We start from the raw sequence: 19,028 nt of genomic DNA on the forward strand, positions 1-19,028 counted from the left end.
ATGGTCATGGTGGTGATCATGTTCGTGGTGATGATCATGTTCTTGATGGTGATCGTGGTGCGTGTGGGGCTGCGATTCGCGCCAGGTGCGCCAGAGCATCCAGCAGGCAATCAGCACAATGACAATCCCTGAGACCAGCTGAAACCAGGGTTCAGAGGTTTGGGCGTTCCTGCCGCGGCCAAACCACAGGCCGGCCATGGCGATCAGCCAGACCACTGCCGTATGCGAAACCGTGGCCGCCAGCCCCAGCAGTACCGCCTGTTTTAAGGTTCCTCGCACCGCCACGATAAAGGCGGCCATCATTGTTTTTGAGTGCCCGGGTTCGAGGCCGTGCAGCGCGCCGAGCAGTATTGCGCTGGGTATAAACAGCCAGGCATTGCCCTGCTGCAGAAGGGAAGTGAAATCGTTCATATCGGGATCCTTGCCAAAAGTGCGATTATCCTACTCCCCCCCAGTAGTAAAATACTACCCCCCAGTAGATAAAGCGGCTAATAAAAAGGATCATGGTATGCTGGCAGGCGTTGCTGACCACGCAGGTCGGTAATCCCGGACAGAATGAAACGGTGGATCGTGCAATGTCACATACAGTTCGACACAAAAAGATGTTACTGACCCGGCTGAAGAAAATTCAGGGGCAGAGTACCGCGTTAGAGAAAATGCTTAATCGCGAGCATGAGTGCGCTGAAATATTACAGCAGCTGGCGGCGATCCGCGGCGCGGTCAACGGCATGATGCTGCAGGTTATTCAGGGGCATCTTACCGACCATGTGGTGAAAGAGCCTGACGAGACGCAGCGCGAAGCGGATCTGGAGACGGTGATGCAGGTGATTAAATCCTATCTGAAGTAGCGCCCCCTGACGTTCCGCTCAAGCCACCCGCCGCTTAATGCGCATGGAGGTTATGCTCTGCCCACAGAATGAACTGCTCTTTTGGCAGCGCTTTGCTGTAAAGCCACCCCTGGGCGTACTGAACGCCATGCTGGCGCAGCCAGTCGCGCTGGCTTTCGGTTTCCACCCCTTCGGCGACGGTGGCCAGATTGAGCGCTTTGGCCATTTCAATAATGTGCGGCGTCAGCGGCCGGTACTCGAGGGTATCGACAAAAGATTTATCGATTTTCAGCGTGTCGACGTCCAGTTTCTGCAGATAGCTCAGGCTGGAGTAGCCGGTGCCAAAGTCATCAATCGAGATCCGATGCCCGGCCTGACGGTAGTGAGCGATCACCGGCATGGTGGTCTCCGGGTCGACAAACCCGCGCTCGGTGATTTCAAGGATGATCTGTTCGGCAGCGATCCCCCAGTGCTGCAGCTGATCGTGTAACAACGTCGGTAGGGTGGGCGAGCGTAAATCATCTACCGACAGGTTGATGGATATGTGCACTTCCGGCCGCTGCCGCAGCCAGGGACCGAGATCGGTAAAAATTTTCCTGACGATATCTTCCGTCAGCTGCGTGATGAGCCCGGTCTGCTCGGCCAGGGGAATAAAGATATCCGGCGATAAAAAAGTGCCATCGGGCTGCTGCCAGCGGGCCAGGGCCTCGGCCCCGGCAATTTTCCCGTCCTGCAACGAAATAATCGGCTGATAGTGAACCTGAATCGCTTCGGAATTGAGGGCGTCCAGCATGCTGTTGCGCGGTGAGCGCAGGTGCCTTAGCAGACGCAGCAGCAGCCAGGTGGCGAGCAGGCTGGTGAAAATGCCGGCAGGGAGCCAGAAGAACAGCTGCTGTCGAATGCGCTGCTGCAGCGGCAAGGTTGAAGACCAGGTTACGATGCCAGAGCCCAGCTCGGGAATGCGCTGGATCCGGTAGACTGTGTTATCCAGAGTAAGCATATCCACATGCGGATCTTTAATGCGTTGCCAGACTTTCGCCGGCAGCGGCTGACTGCTGATCACCATTTTCTGGTGGTCCAGGCCAAACAGCATGGTATGGATCTTCTCTTCGCTGGCGGGAACGACATCAATAAAGGAGACGGGGTCGATCATCACCATGTGCTGCCGGCTGCCCATGGCCGTCATCTGATGATCGAGGCCAAGATCGTTAATTGAGGTCAGCCAGGTGCGATAGCCGTCGGGGGCAATGTGGTCCGGCGGGGGGAAGGTGACCGCGACGCTATGGTCTTCCAGGGAGGAGCATTGCGGCACGGAATCACGCAGCCAGAGCACTTCCTGAATGTAGCGATGGGTATAGGCGATACGGCGGAGCGTAAGCAGATGTTCAGGGCTACAGGAGGCGGCGGTGTGTGCGTCAGCCTCTCGTAACGCTTCCCGGGCCTGGTCGGCAACCTGCAGCGTCCGAACGACGATACGGTTGGAATAATCATCCAGTTCACGATAGAACTGCATTTTGGCCTGCCGCGCCGCCTGCCAGATGCTGAGTGAAATGGGCAGGATGATGGCCAGTATCAGCACTCCTGTAAACAGCGCCATCAGATGCCGGGTCCTCATGCCTGTGTCCTTATCGTTCGCCGGGTGTCATCAGTATATGCGAAAGATAATTCGGGCGCAGCGGGAGAAAACGCGTCGTTTGGGGAAAAAGCCGGCATCACAACAGGCTGCGATGCCGGGAGAGAAGGATGATTCCGATGTAGCAGAATAAAAATGAGGGTGTGAATGCCGGGCAGGGTGTGTTCCGGCATTCAGTCGCAGCATACGCTGCGCAGATGACAGCAATATGTTGGCTAGTGTGCATCCGGCGCCGGGATATCAGCGCTGATGCGCAGGTCGTTCTCATCAAACACCATGCAGAAGCGCTCATCGAAAGCCAGCTTAATTTTCTGCCAGGGGCGGAAATGGACGTCGCCGGGCAGCAGAACCTTGACGTTGTCGTGGCCGTAGCACTGGCCGAACAGATAGGTATTGTTGCCCAGACGCTCCACCACTTCACATTGAAACTCCACCACGGTACCGGTGGTGACTTCCGGGGTGAGGTGCTCCGGCCGGATCCCCAGCGTCACCGCAGCGCCGGGCTTCAGCGGCTGGGTGGCGATATTCAGGGCCAGCTGATGGTCCTGCGCGAGGGTGACCGTTAAGCGTTCCGGCTGCCAGTCGCTGACGATAGCCGGCAGAAAGTTCATCTTCGGCGAGCCGATAAAGCCGGCGACGAATTTGTTGACCGGATTGTAGTACAGCGCCATCGGCGAACCCATTTGTTCGACTTTCCCGTAGTTCATGACCACGATTTTATCGGCCAGCGTCATCGCCTCCACCTGATCGTGCGTGACATACACCATAGTGGTCTTCAGCTCCTGGTGCAGACGGGCAATATGCAGGCGCATATCGACGCGCAGCTCCGCATCAAGGTTAGAGAGCGGCTCATCGAACATAAATACCCGGGGATTACGCACGATCGCCCGGCCAATGGCCACGCGCTGCCGCTGGCCGCCAGAGAGCTGCTTCGGTTTACGATCCAGCAGGTGCGAGAGCTGCAGCGTTTTAGCCACCATTTCCACCTGGCGACGGATCTCCGTTTTCGGCACTTTATTCACCTTCAGCCCGTAGCCCATGTTCTCTGCCACCGTCATGTGCGGATAGAGCGCATAGGACTGGAAGACCATCGCCACGCCGCGGCGGGCGGGCACGACATCATTCATCACCTCATCGCCGATCAGTACTTCTCCTTCGCTGACCTCTTCCAGCCCGGCAATCATGCGCAGTAGCGTCGATTTTCCACAACCGGAAGGGCCGACGAAGACGGCAAACTCGCCATCTTCAATATCGAGATTGACCTGGTGCAGCGTCACCGTGCTGCCGAACCTTTTGGTGACATTCCTCAGTCGTATATTGGACATCCACATTCCCCGGAGTGAGTAGCTGTTATTTGCCGTTGGCTTATCGCTATGTTGAGTGTGATTTGTATTACGTGTAACAAATCGGTGTGACGATGTTCAACAGCAGTAAAATCATGCCCTGACTATAACTTCCGCGGATTTTGCGCCATACAGGGACGTTTCATTTCTGCAAGGATGATCACACAACTGGCAGCTTATGGTAGTTTTATCAACGATCAAAGCGTAGCGTATAACAAAAGCGCATCAGAACATGTTTTCCACGTAATACGGCAGTTCGAAAAGATTTATTTTTCTAACTGGCAGACGGAAATCAAATAAAAACCATTAAATTGTTATACCTTCACATGAGGTTGATAATGAAAAAGAACACGCTTGCTGCACTGATCCTTACCACCCTGGCGGCGGGGCAACTCGCCAGCCTGCAGGCGCATGCCGCCGGGCAGCTCAACGTCTGGGAGGATATTAAAAAATCCGCTGGCATCAAAACCGCGGTTAGCGATTTTGAAAAGCAGTACAACGTGAAGGTCAATCTCCAGGAGATGCCCTACGCCCAGCAACTGGAAAAACTGCGCCTCGACGGCCCGGCGGGCATTGGGCCGGACGTGCTGGTGATCCCGAATGACCAGCTCGGCGGCGCCGTGGTTCAGGGACTACTCTCGCCGCTCAGCGTCGATCAGGCGAAACAGGATGCCTTTACGCCAGCCTCCATCAATGCCTTCCGCATGGACAACGCGCTGTATGGGATCCCGAAGGCGGTGGAAACCCTGGTGCTTATCTACAACAAGGACCTGATCGACAAGCCGCTGGACAGCCTGCAGGCCTGGCTGGACTACTCGAAAACCCAGCGCGAGCAGAACAAATACGGCCTGCTCGCCAAGTTTGACCAGATCTATTACAGCTGGGGGGCGATTGGCCCGATGGGCGGCTATATCTTTGCTAAAAACGACAGCGGCGGCTTTAACCCGCAGCAGGTGGGTCTCAATACCCCCGGCGCCGTCGAAGCCGTCACCTTCCTGAAAAAATTCTATGCCGAGAAGGTCTTTCCGGCGGGGATCCTCGGCGATAACGGGCTGAATGCCATCGATTCCCTGTTTACCGAGAAAAAAGCGGCGGCGGTGATCAACGGCCCCTGGGCCTTCCAGCCGTATGAAGCTGCTGGCATTAACTATGGCGTGGCGCCCCTGCCGACCCTGCCGGACGGCAAGCCGATGAGCTCCTTCCTCGGCGTCAAAGGCTATGTAGTATCGACCTGGAGTAAAGACAAAGCGCTGGCGCAACAGTTTATCGAGTTCATCAACCAGCCGCAGTATGTGAAAGCCCGCTATGTCGCCACTGGCGAAATTCCGCCGCTGAAGGCGATGATTGACGATCCGGTGATTAAAAACGACCAAAAGGCCAGCGCCGTCGCCATCCAGTCGGCGCGAGCGGTGGCGATGCCGGGCATTCCCGAGATGGGGGAAGTGTGGGGGCCGGCCAACGCCGCGCTTGAACTGAGCCTCACCGGTAAGCAGGCGCCGCAGGCCGCGCTCGATAACGCGGTGAAACAGATCACGATGCAGATCGAAGCGATGCAGGCCAGCAATCAGTAATTCACCGTCACGTGAAGTCACCGAGCGGGAGGGGGACCTCCCGTTTGTAGAAGGAGTCGAGTGTGAGCATCCATTCCAGCGAAAATTTTAGCGACGCACGCGGGCCCGGGCGCCATGCATGGTGCGGCCTGCTGCTGGCAATCGTGCCGGGTTTCGGTCAGTTTTATCATCGCCAGTGGCTGAAAGGGCTGGTCTTCCTGGTGCTGCTGAGCAGCTTTCTGGGGATTTTTTATGATTTCCTGCGTGAGGGGTTGTGGGGGTTATATACCCTGGGTGAAGAGGTACCGCGGGATAACTCTATCTTCCTGTTAGCCGAGGGGATTATCAGCGTGCTGATCGTCGCTTTCGGCGTGCTGATCTATTTTCTCTCGCTGCGGGATGCGTGGCTCAACGGCAAAAAACGCGATGAGGGGATCGCCCTCAACAGCGTGCGTAAGCAGTACCAGATGCTGCTGAGCGACGGCTTTCCGTACCTGATGATCACCCCGGGCTTTATTCTGCTGGTGTTTGTGGTGATCTTTCCGATTCTGTTCGGTTTCGCCATCGCCTTCACCAACTACAACCTGTACCACACCCCGCCGGCGAAGCTGGTGGACTGGGTGGGGCTGAAAAACTTTATTAATATTTTCACCCTCTCCATCTGGCGCTCCACTTTCCTGGATGTGCTGCAGTGGACCGTGGTGTGGACGCTGCTGGCGACCACCCTGCAGTGTACGGTGGGCGTGTTGTTGGCGATTCTGGTGAACCAAAAAGATCTGCGCTTTAAGCCGCTGATCCGCACCATCTTTATTTTGCCGTGGGCGGTGCCGGGGTTTGTCACCATTCTCGTTTTTGCCGGTATGTTCAACGACTCCTTCGGGGTCATCAACAACGCGATCCTGTCCTTTTTTGGCATCAGTCCGAAGGCATGGCTCACCGATCCGTTCTGGACCAAAACGGCGCTGATCATGATGCAGACCTGGCTTGGCTTCCCGTTTGTCTTTGCCATGACCACCGGCGTGTTGCAGGCGATCCCGGACGATCTGTATGAAGCGGCGACGATGGACGGCGCCAGCGCCTTTACCCGTCTGCGCACCATCACCCTGCCGCTGGTGCTGTATGCGATCGCGCCGATCATCATCACCCAGTACACCTTCAACTTTAATAACTTCAATATCATTTACCTGTTCAACAACGGCGGCCCTGCGGTGGCAGGCTCTAACGCCGGCGGGACGGATATTCTGGTGTCGTGGATCTATAAGCTGACGATGTCTTCGTCGCAGTACGCCATCGCGGCGACCATCACGATCCTGCTGTCGATCTTTGTCGTCGGCCTGGCGCTGTGGCAGTTCCGCGCCACCAAATCCTTCAAAAATGACGACATGGCGTAAGGGAAGCAACATGGCTCAATCACCCAGTATTAAACGCGAAAAGTGGATCCGGCTCTCTCTCACCTGGCTGGTGGTTATTCTGGTCTCAGTGGTGATTATCTATCCGCTGGTCTGGACGGTCGGGGCGTCGCTGAACGCCGGCAATAGCCTGCTCAGTACCTCAATCATTCCGGAAAATGTGTCGTTCCAGCACTATGCCGATCTGTTCAATGGCAATGTGAATTACCTCACCTGGTACTGGAACTCGATGAAAATCAGCTTCCTGACCATGGTGCTGACCCTGATTAGCGTCAGCTTTACCGCTTACGCCTTCTCCCGCTTCCGCTTTAAAGGGCGGCAGAACGGGCTGATGCTGTTCCTGCTGCTGCAGATGATCCCGCAGTTTTCCGCGCTGATTGCGATCTTTGTCCTGTCGCAACTGCTTGGCCTGATTAACAGCCATTTGGCGCTGGTGCTGATCTACGTCGGGGGGATGATCCCGATGAATACCTGGCTGATGAAGGGGTATCTCGACGCGATCCCCAAAGATCTGGATGAGTCCGCCCGCATGGATGGCGCCAGCAGCTTTCGCATCTTTATCGAGATCATCATGCCGTTGTCGAGGCCTATCCTCGCGGTGGTGGCGCTGTTCTCTTTCACCGGTCCGCTGGGGGATTTCATCCTCTCCAGCACCATCCTGCGTACCCCGGATAAATACACGCTGCCTATTGGTCTGTATAACCTGGTGGCGCAAAAAATGGGTGCCAGCTACACCACCTACGCGGCGGGGGCGGTGCTGATCGCCGTACCGGTGGCGATCCTCTACCTGGCGCTACAAAAATACTTCGTCTCCGGCCTGACCTCGGGCAGTACTAAAGGATAAGCACATGAAAAGATTCACACCCGCATGGCTTGCGGTTTGTCTGGCATGCAGTTTCTCCACCTCTTCTCTGGCCGCGGACGCGCTTGCAACCCGCGCGTTTCAGGGCATGCCGGCGGACTTTATCAAAGGCGCGGATATCTCCACGCTGCTGGACGCCGAAAAGCACGGGGCGACGTTCTACGATCAGAATAATCAGCGCAAGGATCCGATCGCTATTCTGAAAGAGAACGGCGTCAACTATGTCCGCCTCCGTCTGTGGGTGGATCCGCAATCGGCGAGCAGCGAGGACTATGGCGGGGGTAACAATGATCTGGCCACCACCCTGGCGCTGGCGAAACGGGCGAAAGCCCAGGGGATGAAGCTGCTGCTTGATTTTCACTACAGCGATTTCTGGACCGATCCCGGCAAGCAGTTCAAGCCGAAAGCCTGGGAAAAGATGGATTACCCGCAGCTGAAAACGGCGATTCATGACTATACCCGCGATACCATCGCCCGCTTTAAGCAGGCGGGCGTGCTGCCGGATATGGTGCAGATCGGCAACGAAATCAACGGCGGCATCCTGTGGCCGGAAGGGAAAAGCTGGGGGCAGGGCGGCGGAGAGTTCGACCGGCTGGCTGGCCTGCTGAACGCGGCTATCGCTGGCCTGAAGGAGAACCTGCGCCAGGGCGAGCAGGTGAAAATCATGCTGCATCTGGCCGAAGGGACCAAGAACGATACCTTCCGCTGGTGGTTTGATGAGATCGACAAGCGCCATGTACCGTATGACGTGATTGGTCTGTCGATGTACACCTACTGGAATGGCCCGATCAGCGCCCTGAAGGCCAATATGGATGACATCAGCAAACGCTATAACAAAGACGTCATCGTCGTCGAGGCGGCCTATGCCTATACCCTGGCCAACTGCGATAACGCGGAAAATAGTTTCCAGGCGAAAGAGGAAAAGGATGGGGGATATCCCGCCAGCGTACAGGGGCAATATAACTATATTCACGATTTAATGCAGGCGGTGGTTGATGTGCCAGACCAGCTTGGCAAAGGTATTTTCTATTGGGAGCCTACATGGATTGCCGTGCCGGGAAATACCTGGGCCACCCCGGCGGGGATGAAATATATCCACGACGAGTGGAAAGAGGGTAATGCACGTGAAAATCAGGNGCTATTTGATTGCCAGGGAAAAGTATTGCCGTCGGTAAAAGTTTTTAATTAATTTTTTTGTCGTCTTTTTCAGGAAGTTTATTATGAATAAATTTGCACCTTTACATCCGAAGGTTAGTACGNTGCTGCATGGCGCGGATTATAATCCGGAGCAATGGGAGAATGACCCCGATATTATTGATAAAGACATTGCCATGATGCAGCAGGCAAAATGCAATGTGATGTCGGTGGGAATATTTAGCTGGGCGAAACTGGAGCCACGCGAAGGGGTATTTAATTTCGCCTGGCTGGATATTATCCTCGATAAACTGTATGCCGCCGGCATTCATGTCTTTCTGGCCACGCCGAGCGGCGCGCGTCCGGCGTGGATGTCGCAGCGCTATCCGCAGGTTCTGCGGGTGGGGCGCGATCGGGTGCCGGCCCTGCACGGCGGCCGTCACAACCACTGTATGTCGTCACCGGTCTATCGCGAGAAAACCCTGCAAATCAATACCCTGCTGGCAGAACGTTATTCCTCACACCCGGCGGTGCTGGGCTGGCATATTTCCAACGAATATGGCGGTGAATGCCATTGCGATCTCTGCCAGAACCGTTTTCGCGACTGGCTGAAGGCGCGTTACCAGACCCTGGAGAACCTCAACCAGGCCTGGTGGAGCACCTTCTGGAGTCATACCTATACTGACTGGTCGCAGATTGAATCGCCTGCGCCGCAGGGCGAGATGTCGATCCACGGTCTCAATCTTGACTGGCATCGCTTTAACACCGCTCAGGTGACCGATTTCTGCCGCCATGAAATTGCTCCGCTGAAGGCGGCGAATGCTTCCCTGCCGGTGACTACCAACTTTATGGAGTATTTCTACGATTACGACTACTGGCAGCTGGCGGAGGCGCTGGATTTCATCTCCTGGGACAGCTATCCGATGTGGCACCGCGATAAAGACGAAACCGCGCTGGCCTGTTACACCGCGATGTATCACGACATGATGCGCAGCCTGAAGGGCGGCAAACCGTTTGTGCTGATGGAGTCCACCCCGGGCGCCACCAACTGGCAGCCGACCAGCAAACTGAAGAAGCCGGGAATGCATATTCTTTCCTCGCTACAGGCGGTGGCGCATGGCGCCGACTCGGTGCAGTATTTCCAGTGGCGGAAAAGCCGCGGTTCGGTTGAGAAATTTCACGGCGCAGTGGTCGACCACGTCGGACATATTGATACCCGCATTGGCCGCGAAGTCTGCCAGCTCGGCGAGATTCTCAGCAAGCTGCCGGAGGTGAGGGGCTGTCGCACCGAGGCGAAAGTAGCGATTATCTTCGACCAGCAGAACCGCTGGGCGCTGGATGACGCCCAGGGGCCGCGTAATCTTGGGATGGAATATGAGAAGACGGTCAACGAGCACTACCGCCCGTTCTGGGAGCAGGGCATCGCCGTCGATGTGATTGACGCCGATGTCGATTTAACGCCGTATCAGTTAGTGATTGCCCCGATGTTATATATGGTGCGCGACGGCTTTGCCGGTCGGGCGGAGGCGTTTGTCGCCAACGGCGGCCACCTGGTGACCACCTACTGGACCGGTATCGTCAATGAGTCCGATCTCTGCTATCTCGGCGGCTTCCCGGGCCCGCTGCGCAATCTGCTGGGGATCTGGGCGGAAGAGATCGACTGCCTGAATGACGGCGAGTTTAATCTGGTGCAGGGGCTTGCCGGGAATCAGTGCGGTCTGCAGGGCCCTTATCAGGTGCGCCATCTCTGCGAACTGATCCATATCGAGAGCGCCCAGGCGCTGGCCACCTACCGGGATGATTTTTATGCCGGACGGCCGGCTGTGACGGTGAACGCGTTCGGGAAAGGCAAAGCCTGGCATGTGGCCTCCCGCAACGATTTAGCCTTCCAGCGCGATTTCTTTACCGCCCTGAGCAAGGAGCTGGCCCTGCCGCGGGCGATAGCGACGGAGTTACCACCCGGCGTGGTGGCGACTGCGCGCACCGACGGTGACAACGCATTTATCTTCCTGCAGAACTACAGCGCGCAAAACCATACCCTGACCCTGCCGCAAGGGTATCGGGATTGCCTGACCGACGCGGCGGTATCGGCTCCACTGACCCTGTCGGCATGGGATTGCCGTATTCTCCGTCGTCACGCGTAATTTCTTCTTCTCCACGCCTGCTCTGACGAGCAGGCTTTTTTTTATCTTAAACCTGGAGTTTATTATGGTGAGTTTAAAATCCTTCCTGCACTATTTCTCCCCAGCGCGTCCGGCACAGCCATTAAGCGAGGCGGAAAAACAGCAAATCGAGGCGCTGATTCAGGCCTTTGGTGGCGAAGCGAATATTACGCAAGTGGACGCCTGTATTACCCGTCTGCGGGTTAGCGTTCGCCATCTTGCGGCCGTGGACTCCGAAGCATTACAGCAGCAGGGCGCGCTGGGGGTTATTATTCTTGGTCAGCAGGTGCATGCTATTTTCGGTAAACAGTCCGATGCGCTGCGTCAGCTTCTGGATGAACATTTTGCCGCCCGGAAATAAATAAAACGGGATAACCTGAAAGCAGGTTATCCCGAAAATAAGACAAAGACAGCAGTGGCAATAAAGTTTACCGGAAGATAATTAACAGTCTTACAGCAGGAGATAAAAATAACGTATGAGTCTTAGCCGTGCGCAATTACCACCAGGCCTCAACCTGCACGCCGAAATTCCAGGTATTATTCGCCGTCTGGTCTTCAAACGGTTTACCATCTTCGGAATCATTCAAATATGAAGCAAAAATGCGTAATTCCGGACGTGACATAAAGTCTGGCCCGTCCGCCAGGCCCAACGCAATGGTGTATTTCTCACCGGCCTGTTTGTAGCTGGTGCCATTGTTGTAGCTGTCTTTCTGATAGAAACCGCCGACTTCGCCAATCAGGCGCACGTAGTCGGTGAACTGGTACTGCCCGCGGGCGACCAGCGACAGCATCCGCGTTTTGTCGGTATAGTCGGTAATGTCATCCGCCGAGCCCCAGGTCAGAACGTGGTTGATAGAAAACTTCTCTGTAATCGGGATCAGGCCGGTGTTAATCACGCGATAACCGGTGGCGTCGTTCACGTAGTTCCACATATCGTACCAGCCGCCGCCCTGGGAGACCATGTTCTGCGCCAGGCCTTTGTTGGCGTACTGCAGCACGGTTTTGTTATAGCCGCCCAGCATATCCTGACTGATTTCACCGGTCAGCATGACGCCGTTGTCAGCATCGTACAGTCCGCCGTAGCTATCCTGTTTTTTGGTGGTGTTTGGCATCGCGTAGTCGATACCGAATTCGGTCCACGAGCCCGCCCATGGCTTCCAGCCCGCGTAGCGTAAATCGATATAGTTGATATTGACGTTGCTGTCGCCATCGACGCGATAGTCAACATCGTTGGCATCGCCGCGGATCCAGGCCAGCGAGACGGCGCCCGGGCCGAGGGTGTAGTTTTCCACCCCGGCTCCGGAGCCGGAAATGTTCCAGTATTTGGTATCGATGATATGCAGATCATGGCGCTGGTAGTAACGTTTACCGCCCCAGATCACCGCATTCGGATCGCCAGGGATCAGCCCCTTTATCTGCAGGTTCAACTGACGTAAGCCGAACTGTGCATCATCGTTCAGCGTGGTTTCATTATCGTTAGAGCCGTCGGAGACCATGCTGACCATACTGTCGAGATAGAAGCTGACGTCATCTTTCTTATAGACCTCAGAGCCCAGCTCCAGCTCGCCGTAGGTATCCGACTCGTTCCCCAAACGGCCCAGCTTATTTTTTTGCCATTCCGCTTCGCTACCGTCGCCGGAGACCCCAACCCCGGCGCGCATATAGCCATGGAAATCGATCGTTGGGATCGCGGCGGTGGCCGCAAACGCGGAAGGAGCGATTAGCGCAGCGGCTAACGCGACTGAAAGGGCGCGCAGTGTAGTGTTCATCTCTATCCTCTTATTGTTTTGTATTACGTTCACATAACTGGTGTCATAAAATGCCTAAATGTAACTTAAGGCAAATGAGATATGATTATTGTGTGACTAACTGCAAATAATCACGGTGGTTTTTGTTGCGATGGGTGAGATGATTCACAATTCGTTGTATTGTGAACGTAATACTTTTATCGCTATTGTTTTGCAGTGAGAGGTGGCGGTGAGCGTTTTTTCAAATGGCCCCTGTTACAATCATGGGATAACAACATAAGGAACCGGACCATGAAGTCTAAAAGCGCTACTCTGGAAGACGTCGCACGCCATGCGGGCGTCTCTTACCAGACCGTGTCCAGGGTACTCAACAAATCAGCTAATGTATCCGAAGCGACGCGTCGCAAGGTGGAGAAATCGATAGAGGCCTTACGCTATGTGCCAAACCGGTTGGCGCAGCAGCTGGTGGGGAAGGAGAGCCAGACGGTCGGGCTGGTGACTATTTCTCTGGCCTGGCATGCGCCTTCCCAGGTGGCGGCGGCGGTAAAACGCTATGCCAACCTGGAAGGTTACCAGGTTCTGATTTCGATGATCGATGAGAGCGTCAACCAAAGTATCCAGGATTCCATCAATGAGCTGAAATCTCAGCGGGTGGATAAAGTCATTATCAACGTGCCGCTGGAGACCGAACAGGCGCAGAAAATCGCTGCTGACAACGATGATATCGTCTGCCTGTTTCTCGACGTTGATCCCTACAGTTCTGTGTTTAACGTTTCGTTTAACCCGGCGGACGGCACCCGGGCCAGCGTCAAATATCTCTATGAGATGGGGCATCGGGAGATCGCCCTGCTGGCGGGGCCGGACAGCTCAGTCTCGGCCAAACTCCGGTTAAAAAGCTGGCTGGAGACCCTGGATGGTTACGGTCTGAAGCCGGTGACCGTCCTGCACGGCAACTGGGATGCGCAGAGCGGCTACGCCGGCGCGCTGCAGATGCTGCGCGAAACGCCTAATTTCAGCGCTGTGCTGGTGGGTAATGATCAGATGGCGCTGGGGGTGCTCAGCGCCTTCCATCAGCATCAGGTGGCGGTGCCGGGTGAGAAGTCGGTTATTGGCTATGACGATACTTACGAAAGCTCCTTTTTCTATCCGGCGCTGAGTACCGTGTCGCTCGACCTCGACCTGCAGGGGAAAGAGGCGGTGCGGCGGATCCTCGCCAGCACCACCGGGGCGCCTCATACCTCATCCATTCTGCCGGCGCGCCTGGTGATACGCCATTCCAGCGGCGCCCGAATCGAGCAGGGAAAAGATCTGCAGGCCATTGCAGAACAGCTCCGCGCCATCGCCCACCGTCTGGCACCCTGACGCCAAAGGCGGGGAAACTCGCCTTATCACCTTACTCTTAAATTGAGCAGGGTTGATCTTTGTCACAGCACGGCGTACCCTTAATGTTATGTTATAACGTAATTAAGAGGTCAGCATGAAAGCCCATATCCATCCTCCCTATCGTACGGTGGTGTTTCACGACACCAGCGCGAATGAGTATTTTAAAGTCGGCTCAACTATCCGCACCGATCGCGTGATTGAACTCGATGGCGAAACTTTTCCGTATGTGACGATCGACGTCTCCTCGAAATCGCATCCGTACTACACGGGCAAACAAAAAACCTTCGCCAATGAAGGCAGTGCAGCCCGATTCCGCCAGCGCTTCGGCGGCTTTATTGATGCGAAAAGGAAAGCATGATGCAGGTCGTCAACTCATTACGTAGCGCTAAACAGCGCCACCCGGATTGCCAGCTGGTTAAACGCAAAGGGCGGCTGTACGTTATCTGTAAGAGCAACCCCCGCTTCAAAGCGGTGCAGGGGCGCAAAAAACGCCGTTAACGGAAACTCTCCAGCGAGCGGCGCTGTTGGCCGTCGGTGGTAAAATTGTCGGCGGCCAGCCATTGGCGCATGGCGTTATCCAGCTCCGGCCATTCGCCGTCTATCACCGAAAACCAGTCCGTGTCCCGGTTGTGTCCTTTACTCACCAGCGCCTGGCGAAAACGTCCTTCGTACTGAAACCCCAGCCGCCTTGCCGCCCGGGCTGATGGGATATTAAGACTGTTGCATTTCCATTCATAGCGACGGTAGCCGAGCGTATCAAAGACATACTGCATCAACAGCCAGTGCGCTTCGGTGGCCATGGCCGTTCGGCTCAGTAACGGTGAAAAATGCACATGCCCCACCTCTACCACACCGTGAGCGATATCGATACGCATTAACGCCAGCGAGCCGACCGCTTTCCCTCGCTGCTGGTCAACGACGGCAAAATGAATCGGGTCTGCCAGCGTGGCGACCTGCTCCACCCAGGCACTGAATTCTGCAAGGTTGCTCTCAGGTTCACGCAGCAGCCACGTCCAGCTGCGGGCGTCTGGCGCCAGCTGGTGAGCGGCGAACAGATCGCTGGCATGAGCAAGAGTCAGCGGTTCGAGTCGACAACGGCTGCCCTGTAATACCTGTCGTGTCGGCCAGGGGCGCGGCTGCCAGTCAGGCAGCGCGACGCCGAGCGCCTGGCCAAACTGATTATATTCGCACATTGCGGTTTCCTTATTGGGGATTTACAGGCAGCGTACGCGCTCGCTGGTTCCATAAAAAGTGCCATTAGAGTATGTTTTTATGGGGCCACGAGGAGGCAATATGAATATACCGGACGAGGGGTTTTTTACGCTGTTGACGCAGGGGATGCGGAACCGCACGGTCGAAACCTTACAGCGCGCCCTTTACCACACCTTACGTGACGCTATCCTGCAGGGAACCCTGACGGCCCGCTGCCGTTTACCCGGATCGCGGGTGATGGCCGAACGGCTACACCTGTCGCGGAATACGGTCAATGCCGCACTGGAACAGCTGGCGCTGGAGGGGTACCTGACACGGAGCCGTCAGGGAACGCAGGTGGCACCACTCGCCTCCTGCCGCCAGGAGGCGGGTCAGATGCCGCCCGTCGTGCTGCCTGAGCGGCTGCAAAGGCTGCCAGCCGCGATGCGCCGCGACTCACCGACGCTGGCATTTACGCCAGGCATGCCGGCGGTAAACTATTTCCCGCTGCCGCTGTGGCGGCGACTGATGGATAACGTGCTACGCGAAGATGGTAGCGCGCTGCTGGGTTATGGCGAAGCCGCGGGCGATCCTTTGCTGCGAGAGGCTATCGCTCGTCATCTGGCGCTCTCCCGGGGCATCCGGTGCGATATCCGGCAGATCGTCATCACCGAAGGCGCGCTGGAAGGAGTCAACTTATGCGCCTCGCTACTGACCAACCCGGGCGACAGCGTGTGGCTGGAAGAACCGGGGTACCTGGGGGCGAGGAGTGGCTTTCAGCGGGCGGGACTGCGGGTCAGAGGAATGGCTGTCGACGATGAAGGGATGTGTATTGCCAACGGCGTCGCGGAGCCGCCCCGGCTCATTTTCACCTCTCCTTCACACCAGTATCCCTGTGGGAGCATCGTGAGCGCCGGGCGCCGTCTGGCGCTCGTGGAATATGCCCGCCGGCACGGGGCGTGGATTGTGGAGGATGACTACGACAGCGAGTTTCGCCATAGCGGAGAACCGATCCCGGCGATGCTGGGAATGGTGCCTGATGCCCCGGTGGTCTATCTCGGCACCTTCAGCAAAACGCTGTTTCCGGCGTTGCGTATCGGTTTTATGGTTATGCCGCCCGCGCTGGCGGATGCTGCTCAGGACGCCATTGGCGCGCTGCTGCGCGGGGGACACCGTGCTGAACAGCGGGCGCTGGCCAGCTTTATCGAGAAGGGACACTATGCGCGCCATCTGGCAGCGATGCGCCGCCTGTACCGTAAACGTCAGCAACAGCTGCGCGAGGCGCTGGCGCAAGAGATAACCGTGCCGTGCGACGTTCTCGGCGGGGGAGGGGGGATGCACCTGACGGTGGCGATGGAGGGCGTTAATGACCGGACGCTTGCGCAGCAGGCGCGCCAGTTTCAGCTGGCGCCCGCCGCGTTAAGTCATTTCTATCTCGACCCGCAGCGAGCGCGGAGCGGACTGGTGCTTGGGTATGGCAATACCTCTGCTTCTCGCTATCTCCCGGCGCTGCGGACCCTAAATCGCCTTATTGCGCAGCACCGGCGCGCGTGAGGGTAAAGACATCGTAGAAGGAGAGCTCGCCTTTGGTGGCGACCATCTTTTTGAGCTGCGCCTTCTGCTCGCTATCGACGTCTGGCGACTGCAGGATACGGTCGATCAGCTGCCGGGGGACAAAGCGGGTGTTGTACCATTCCCCGTTGTAGCACACGCGAAAGTCGAGGACATCGATATCCTCGTAGCGATAGCGTGGATAGACGTCAAAGAAGAAAAAGGCGTTGAACAGAATGAACAGCACCACCAGCAACCAGACCGAGTCTACCAGCGTTTCAGAGCGCAGCATGACCACCAGCGTCGCCAGAAACGCGGCATACATGGCAACAAACAGTCCCGGATGGTTGCGGATAAAACTGATGCTAAAACGCGGGCGATTATCGCGTTTTTCCTGGACGTTGAGTTCGTCAATGGTGTGAATCAGCAGGCGTTGTATTTCTGTCATCTTGGTCCTCGAATTCTGCAATGAGCCTGCCGCGCCCGGCGGACCAGGCGCGGCAGGCTCAGCCTGAAGGCTATTTTATGTTGCAATATTCTGCGGAGAAAGTAACAGATCAGTTACAGAAAAGCATAACAGTTACGGATTTGTCGGCGGAAGGCGCTTAATGATCTGCGCCGGGTTACCGCCGACGACGGTACAGGCAGGGACGTCTTTGGTGACCACCGCGCCGGACGCAATGACCGCATTATCGCCAATGGTCACGCCGGGATTGATCACTGCCCGACCCCCAATCCACACATTGTGGCCAATAGTTACCGGCTTGCCGTATTCCTGGCCGCTATTACGCGCATCGGCGTCCAGCGGATGAGTGGCGGTATAAATATGGACGCCTGGCGCCAGCATACAGTTATCGCCAATATGGATAGGGCAGACGTCGAGCATCACGCAGTCAAAATTGGCGTAAAAACCGGCGCCGAGAAAAATATTATAACCATAGTCGCAGCGAAAGCTTGGCTCGATATACGCATCGCCGGCGCGAGCGAACAGCTCGGCCAGAATATGCTGACGTTGTTCCTGGTCATCCGGGGCGGAATGATTATAACGGTGCAACAACTGTCTGGCGCGCAGGCGATCGGCGCGAAGCGTTGGGTCGCCAGATAAATAGAGCTCACCGGCGATCATTTTGCGTTTTTCTTCACTCATGGGTCTTCCTTATACCTGACTGTTGATGGCCGTAGCAGTATAAAAAAGAAACCGGTTACAGGGTTGCTGTTGGCTGAATGATGTGATGTCTATCACAAAGATACCCTATGGCGGCTGACCCGTACCGTCCGGCCAGCAGACCACGTAATACGCGTAAATTAGCGGATAAATTTCCAGACAGAAGTCGGGATTTTATCGTATAGCTTATTCATGGTCAGTTCCGCCAGACGATGGTCGGCAGCTGAGTAAAATACCGCCAGCTCATTATCAGACAGTTCATATTTATTTTTTTCAATGACGCGCTCCAGCGTGTCAATTGTCTGGCAACGACGTAAGCGCATCAAATAGTCTGTTTTAGTTAATGGCTTATCAGACATAATTCCACCTTTTGATTGTAATAATTCTAACACGATAGACTGGCCGGGTTTTCCCGGCTGGCGTTGACAAAGCAACGAAATAGTCGGTTACCGGATTTTTTCCACTTTTGCAAATCCGTAGAGTTAATGCCGTAGTTACTGAACAACGTAAAAGTGTCGTCCAGATATTCGTCAACCTGAGCGATCAGCTTATTATCCTCAGCATACTTAATTTTATAATTAAGAGCGAATGTGGCAATGTGCTCGATCAATTCATTTAACTGGAGATTGACAGCCGACGTCGGGTCGTTGACCCAGCCATGGTTGCTCTCTTCCAGGTTTGCAAGGCAGTCATGATACAGCGTTTCGCAGAGAAAGCGTAGCTGTGCAATATCATGTCTTTTTGGCGAGTATTCGTCCATAACGCATCCCCTTTTGAGTGGTTTAAACGACGACTAGCAAACACCGTTGTGGGATGAACACGACTAACTGACCTGACACTAACTGAGTAATCCTGCTGATTTAACTATAATCCACTCTCCAACAGATTTCATCGTGCTATTACGAAAAATTACAATTATCAGAGAGAAATTATCTTAAAAATAGACGAATTAATTTCGCATGCGCTGGCCCACAGCCGGAGAAATAGAGAAATCTTATGAATCATTGGTTTAAGGCAGGCAGCTGTCGCGTTCAGAAACCGCCGACCCGTGGATAATGATAGTAAGATTA

At 55.6% G+C, this 19,028-nt stretch carries 21 protein-coding genes; 12 read left to right on the forward strand and 9 right to left on the reverse strand.

What is annotated here, in order from left to right:
- Positions 1-411: nickel/cobalt efflux transporter (locus VZP09_RS02145; protein ID WP_328794866.1), on the reverse strand; the 411-nt coding region annotated here is incomplete at its 3' end.
- A 164-nt stretch (positions 412-575) separates the two neighbouring features.
- Between VZP09_RS02145 and VZP09_RS02150 the strand changes: the two genes are divergently transcribed.
- The gene (locus VZP09_RS02150) at positions 576-848 is read left to right on the forward strand and encodes a metal/formaldehyde-sensitive transcriptional repressor (protein ID WP_002891985.1); all 273 of its coding nucleotides are present in this window, start codon (positions 576-578) and stop codon (positions 846-848) included.
- A 34-nt stretch (positions 849-882) separates the two neighbouring features.
- Here the strand turns inward: VZP09_RS02150 and VZP09_RS02155 are convergent, their stop codons facing one another.
- The gene (locus tag VZP09_RS02155; protein WP_009307950.1) at positions 883-2,442 is read right to left on the reverse strand and encodes an EAL domain-containing protein; all 1,560 of its coding nucleotides are present in this window, start codon (positions 2,440-2,442) and stop codon (positions 883-885) included.
- Between the two features lie 233 nt (positions 2,443-2,675).
- On the reverse strand, positions 2,676-3,785 hold the full coding sequence (locus tag VZP09_RS02160; protein WP_004213738.1) for an ABC transporter ATP-binding protein: 1,110 nt from the start codon (positions 3,783-3,785) through the stop codon (positions 2,676-2,678).
- A 356-nt stretch (positions 3,786-4,141) separates the two neighbouring features.
- On the opposite strand from VZP09_RS02160, the gene VZP09_RS02165 reads away from it, so the two are divergent.
- The 6 genes from VZP09_RS02165 to VZP09_RS02190 all read left to right on the forward strand — a co-directional run bounded on the left by VZP09_RS02165 (position 4,142) and on the right by VZP09_RS02190 (position 11,281).
- The gene (locus tag VZP09_RS02165) at positions 4,142-5,374 is read left to right on the forward strand and encodes a maltodextrin ABC transporter substrate-binding protein (RefSeq protein ID WP_002891991.1); all 1,233 of its coding nucleotides are present in this window, start codon (positions 4,142-4,144) and stop codon (positions 5,372-5,374) included.
- A 62-nt stretch (positions 5,375-5,436) separates the two neighbouring features.
- A complete protein-coding gene (locus VZP09_RS02170; RefSeq protein ID WP_004177243.1) occupies positions 5,437-6,744 on the forward strand; it encodes a carbohydrate ABC transporter permease in 1,308 nt (435 codons plus the stop codon).
- A 10-nt stretch (positions 6,745-6,754) separates the two neighbouring features.
- Positions 6,755-7,606 carry a sugar ABC transporter permease gene (locus VZP09_RS02175; protein ID WP_000079398.1) on the forward strand — a complete coding sequence of 284 codons (852 nt, stop codon included), beginning with the start codon at positions 6,755-6,757 and terminating at the stop codon, positions 7,604-7,606.
- Between the two features lie 4 nt (positions 7,607-7,610).
- The gene (locus VZP09_RS02180) at positions 7,611-8,813 is read left to right on the forward strand and encodes a glycoside hydrolase family 53 protein (RefSeq protein WP_328794867.1); all 1,203 of its coding nucleotides are present in this window, start codon (positions 7,611-7,613) and stop codon (positions 8,811-8,813) included.
- A gap of 31 nt (positions 8,814-8,844) precedes the next feature.
- Complete coding sequence (locus VZP09_RS02185; protein ID WP_328794868.1) at positions 8,845-10,902, forward strand: beta-galactosidase; 2,058 nt, start codon at positions 8,845-8,847, stop codon at positions 10,900-10,902.
- A gap of 64 nt (positions 10,903-10,966) precedes the next feature.
- On the forward strand, positions 10,967-11,281 hold the full coding sequence (locus VZP09_RS02190; RefSeq protein WP_002892003.1) for a glucose PTS transporter subunit EIIB: 315 nt from the start codon (positions 10,967-10,969) through the stop codon (positions 11,279-11,281).
- A gap of 136 nt (positions 11,282-11,417) precedes the next feature.
- Here VZP09_RS02190 and VZP09_RS02195 read toward each other — a convergent pair whose 3' ends face one another.
- Positions 11,418-12,689, reverse strand: coding sequence for a maltoporin (locus tag VZP09_RS02195; RefSeq protein ID WP_004177240.1), 1,272 nt, complete (start codon positions 12,687-12,689; stop codon positions 11,418-11,420).
- 270 nt (positions 12,690-12,959) lie between these two features.
- On the opposite strand from VZP09_RS02195, the gene VZP09_RS02200 reads away from it, so the two are divergent.
- From VZP09_RS02200 to ykgO, 3 genes are all read left to right on the forward strand, one after another.
- Positions 12,960-14,030 carry a LacI family DNA-binding transcriptional regulator gene (locus VZP09_RS02200; RefSeq protein ID WP_032447380.1) on the forward strand — a complete coding sequence of 357 codons (1,071 nt, stop codon included), beginning with the start codon at positions 12,960-12,962 and terminating at the stop codon, positions 14,028-14,030.
- 115 nt (positions 14,031-14,145) lie between these two features.
- Positions 14,146-14,409, forward strand: coding sequence for a type B 50S ribosomal protein L31 (locus VZP09_RS02205; protein WP_002892011.1), 264 nt, complete (start codon positions 14,146-14,148; stop codon positions 14,407-14,409).
- A complete protein-coding gene (gene ykgO / locus VZP09_RS02210; protein WP_002892018.1) occupies positions 14,409-14,549 on the forward strand; it encodes a type B 50S ribosomal protein L36 in 141 nt (46 codons plus the stop codon). The genes VZP09_RS02205 and ykgO overlap by 1 nt, the downstream gene beginning before the upstream one ends.
- On the opposite strand, the gene VZP09_RS02215 is transcribed toward ykgO, so the two are convergent.
- Positions 14,546-15,244: a GNAT family N-acetyltransferase gene (locus tag VZP09_RS02215; RefSeq protein ID WP_087847763.1), complete on the reverse strand. Its 699-nt coding sequence runs from the start codon at positions 15,242-15,244 to the stop codon at positions 14,546-14,548. The two genes, ykgO and VZP09_RS02215, sit on opposite strands and share 4 nt — an antisense overlap.
- 100 nt (positions 15,245-15,344) lie before the next feature.
- Here VZP09_RS02215 and pdxR point away from each other — a divergent pair, with 100 nt between their 5' ends.
- Positions 15,345-16,796, forward strand: a complete 1,452-nt coding sequence (gene pdxR / locus VZP09_RS02220; RefSeq protein ID WP_328794869.1) for a MocR-like pyridoxine biosynthesis transcription factor PdxR — start codon at positions 15,345-15,347, stop codon at positions 16,794-16,796.
- Here pdxR and VZP09_RS02225 read toward each other — a convergent pair.
- Positions 16,771-17,241, reverse strand: coding sequence for a YlaC family protein (locus VZP09_RS02225; protein WP_002892026.1), 471 nt, complete (start codon positions 17,239-17,241; stop codon positions 16,771-16,773). The genes pdxR and VZP09_RS02225 overlap by 26 nt on opposite strands.
- Before the next feature lie 20 nt (positions 17,242-17,261).
- Between VZP09_RS02225 and VZP09_RS02230 the strand changes: the two genes are divergently transcribed.
- Positions 17,262-17,402 carry a hypothetical protein gene (locus tag VZP09_RS02230; RefSeq protein ID WP_004147370.1) on the forward strand — a complete coding sequence of 47 codons (141 nt, stop codon included), beginning with the start codon at positions 17,262-17,264 and terminating at the stop codon, positions 17,400-17,402.
- Here the strand turns inward: VZP09_RS02230 and maa are convergent.
- The 3 genes from maa to tomB all read right to left on the reverse strand — a co-directional run bounded on the left by maa (position 17,374) and on the right by tomB (position 18,718).
- Entirely contained in the window at positions 17,374-17,940 is a 567-nt protein-coding gene (gene maa / locus VZP09_RS02235) for a maltose O-acetyltransferase (RefSeq protein WP_002892030.1), read from the reverse strand. The two genes, VZP09_RS02230 and maa, sit on opposite strands and share 29 nt — an antisense overlap.
- 158 nt (positions 17,941-18,098) lie before the next feature.
- Complete coding sequence (locus VZP09_RS02240; RefSeq protein ID WP_002892050.1) at positions 18,099-18,317, reverse strand: HHA domain-containing protein; 219 nt, start codon at positions 18,315-18,317, stop codon at positions 18,099-18,101.
- A 26-nt stretch (positions 18,318-18,343) separates the two neighbouring features.
- A complete protein-coding gene (gene tomB, locus VZP09_RS02245; RefSeq protein WP_002892066.1) occupies positions 18,344-18,718 on the reverse strand; it encodes an Hha toxicity modulator TomB in 375 nt (124 codons plus the stop codon).
- Positions 18,719-19,028 lie beyond the last annotated feature (310 nt).

The organism is Klebsiella sp. EMBS2024 (assembly GCF_036233805.1).
Taxonomy (GTDB): domain Bacteria; phylum Pseudomonadota; class Gammaproteobacteria; order Enterobacterales; family Enterobacteriaceae; genus Klebsiella; species Klebsiella pneumoniae.